Below are 2,819 nucleotides of genomic sequence, written 5' to 3'. Positions count from 1 at the left end.
ATTTTCCATGACTCTAATGGTGTCGATGAGTTGCCTTACAAGGTCATCATCGTATCTGCGAAAAGAAGTTGCCGAGAAAGCCAACCATTTGACCATACACCCAATCAATGAGCTGATCCATAACATCGCCCAACAAAAAATCCCATATAAACAAAACAATCACCTCCCTGTGAAATAGATTTAGGGCGTACCGTTTTCACGATACGCCCTTGGTTAGGTATAAAAATGACGAGCAGTTAAACCTCTTTTAGGTCTAAAAGCTCGTCATCTTTTTCGAATATTTCCAGTACCATTCTTGCTCCCAAGCGGAAACCAGTCGTAAAGCATTCCTCGCCGTTTGCTAGCTTTTGATTAATTGCATCTTCTAAGTCACTGAGTTTCATTTGAATTTCTCGATACTTGCTGTCTTTTGGGATAGGTCTTGACTGTGGCACGATATTGCCATTGTACAGCTCGCTGAGTATTTTCTTCTTCTGCATTTTCATCACCTGCCTTTCCAAGTACAACACATTACCACAAGATGTAGTGTATAGCATATTATGAGCATAGCGAATAACAAGGTTCTCGTTACGGTCAAAATCTCTGATTTTGGGTACCGTAGAGGTTCTTATATCCAATACCAACGAAATTTCTGTATATAGATTTACATTGACATTGTCATAGCAGGAAACTCTTGCAGCTCCATACTCTGCTCCATAAACAGCTCAGCATAGTCACTGATTTGTTCGGCTAACAGCTCCATGTCACAAAGGGTGGGAGTGTACACATACCAATTGACATCATTTCCATATTTCCAAACATATGGGGTAATACCATCTTTGAAGTTCGGGTTGCTCACTTGTCTTTTACCCCAAATATCTGCAAACTTGATAGTGGTCTTGTCGATAACTCCGTTATTCTTGTCAACCGCACTAATGCTGAGTGCTTCGTAATGATCTGCATAGCCAAGGGTTGTAAAGAAAATTTTTAGCCGATTGTTTCCACCAAGAGGGATATACATGGCATTGCCAATACACTTTCTACCCTCAAAGTCCTCGGTGCATTTTTTAAGTTCCTCTGTAAAAAAGCTCATATTGTGTTCCTCCTTCAAAAAAAATGAGAGGACAATTTCTTATCCTCTCGTAGTTACTGTTATTCATTTGTAGTTTCTGCCTGCTCCAGTTCATCCAGTGCCTTGGTGATGATTTCCGTTAGGAATGCCTTTTGGGTAAGGTGTGGAGTTTTGTCCACGTGCTTTTTGATTCGTTCCATAAGCTCCTCGCTGATTTGTAGTGCCAATGTCCTCGTTGCCATATTGGGTGTCCTCTCTTTCATTTGGTAGTATTCGGTAATAAGCTGCTCCACATATTCATTCAATGTAAGCCCATTTTCGTCCTTGCATTGGGTAACCTTGTCGTGTAGCTCTACGCTGATTTTGGCGCATAGGCTTTTGGTTTCTGCCATCGTCTTTTCTCCTCCTGTTCTTATTTTTTCACAAGCAAATCATACCCTAAAGCAAGCTATAAAGCTATTACCAATACCAACAAGAAAGCAAGCGAATATTGGCTAAGACTATATGCCCAAAATAGTCCAGAGTATACTTGCAAAAGGACGGTGAACGAATTTTTGCGTTCAAGTATCAACTCGTCCTATCTACGATTATTTATCTATACACTGCAAGACATAACAGGTAGCTCTATAACAACCACCAATAAAGACAATTTAAGAAAAGCAAACTGAATACGGAAAAAGCATTGGGGGAACCAGTCTGGTTCCCTCCAATGCTTTTTTGCTGGTGCAACTGTTATTCCTCCGGAACCCTCAGGACATCACCCGGATGTATTAAATCAAATCTGCTCTTGTTGTTAAGCCGCTCCAATTCACTCATGGTACAGCCCAGCTTGTGGGCAATCAGCCAGAAGCTATCGCCCTTTTGTACGGTGTAGGTAGTATATCGTAGATTTTTTGGCACATCCGCCGTTACGCCGTACTGGTCGAAGGTGTAGGTCGAGCCGGCGATGTTCTTCTTTCCTGTAACAGGCTTACCGTTTTCGTAGTACATCCACTTACCGGAGTCATTCATTGTCCAGCCCTGTGCCGTGTCACTGGAAATAGCCAGTTTAACGAATCGGCGAAGCACTGCAGACGACTCGGCTCTTGTGGCTGTACCCTGCGGGTCAAAGAGATTACTGTTTTTGCCGCTGATAATGCCAGCCATCTGCATCTGCTTTACAGCATCTTTTGCGTAAGCGCCGATTTTAGCGCTGTCAGCAAAGGTGTTTTCCGCATGAACCTTTGGCAAAGTAAACCCAATTGCTTTAGCATAGCTTTGCAGTATAACCGCCATTTGCTCACGAGTAATACTTTGATCCGGTGCAAATTTCCCATCGCCGATGCCCTTTACGATGTTGTTTTTGTTTGCCCACTCAACGTAGCCCATATGATAGGCGTCAGATTTTACATCGGTAAAGCTGCTCTTTTCATAGCCGCTTACATCGGCATTTGCCAACCTGCCAAGGGCGGTGACAAACATTCCTCTTGTCATAGCAGTGTTCGGACTAAAGGTGGTTTTAGAGGTGCCGCTTAAGAGCCCACGGTTTGCAACAAAGGCAATATCCTCCTTGGCCCAGTGGGTGCCGATGTCGGCGAAGCTTGGCACATCCTGCTTGTAGCCCACGCCGTAGGTGGAGAAATGGTTGGTGCTAAAACGCAGTACCCCATTCGCACTGTCATAAACAGAATTGATTAGCCACTGCACCTTACCGTTGGCATTTACATAGACCGCCTGTATATTTCCGGCGTTTTCATTTATACCAAGGGTGTAGGGAATGGTAACCGAT

5 protein-coding genes are annotated in these 2,819 nt (G+C 43.5%); all 5 read right to left on the bottom strand.

Going from position 1 to position 2,819, the window contains the following annotated elements; genetic code table 11:
- Positions 1–46: 46 nt before the first annotated feature.
- Entirely contained in the window at positions 47–154 is a 108-nt protein-coding gene (locus RTV33_RS09095; RefSeq protein WP_396327241.1) for a conjugal transfer protein TrbL family protein, read from the bottom strand.
- 82 nt (positions 155–236) lie between these two features.
- The gene (locus RTV33_RS09090) at positions 237–479 is read right to left on the bottom strand and encodes a DUF6809 family protein (protein WP_312643605.1); all 243 of its coding nucleotides are present in this window, start codon (positions 477–479) and stop codon (positions 237–239) included.
- A gap of 164 nt (positions 480–643) precedes the next feature.
- Entirely contained in the window at positions 644–1,072 is a 429-nt protein-coding gene (locus RTV33_RS09085; RefSeq protein ID WP_312643604.1) for a hypothetical protein, read from the bottom strand.
- Positions 1,073–1,190: 118 nt separating this feature from the next.
- Complete coding sequence (locus RTV33_RS15680) at positions 1,191–1,295, bottom strand: hypothetical protein (protein ID WP_396327242.1); 105 nt, start codon at positions 1,293–1,295, stop codon at positions 1,191–1,193.
- A gap of 488 nt (positions 1,296–1,783) precedes the next feature.
- The coding region (locus RTV33_RS09075) for an S-layer homology domain-containing protein (protein WP_312643601.1) at positions 1,784–2,819 on the bottom strand (1,036 nt) is incomplete at its 5' end.

The organism is Hydrogenoanaerobacterium sp. (assembly GCF_032017025.1).
In the GTDB taxonomy this organism is placed as follows: Bacteria; Bacillota; Clostridia; order Oscillospirales; family Ruminococcaceae; genus Hydrogenoanaerobacterium.
The sequence above is the reverse complement of the archived record's forward strand: the minus strand, read 5'-3'. Positions and strand labels throughout refer to the sequence as shown.

Bases quoted from the DNA above. Each gene is read 5' to 3' on its own strand.
- RTV33_RS09090 (WP_312643605.1), bottom strand. From the start codon at position 479: ATGCAGAAGAAGAAAATACTCAGCGAGCTGTACAATGGCAATATCGTG.
- RTV33_RS09085 (WP_312643604.1), bottom strand. From the start codon at position 1,072: ATGAGCTTTTTTACAGAGGAACTTAAAAAATGCACCGAGGACTTTGAG.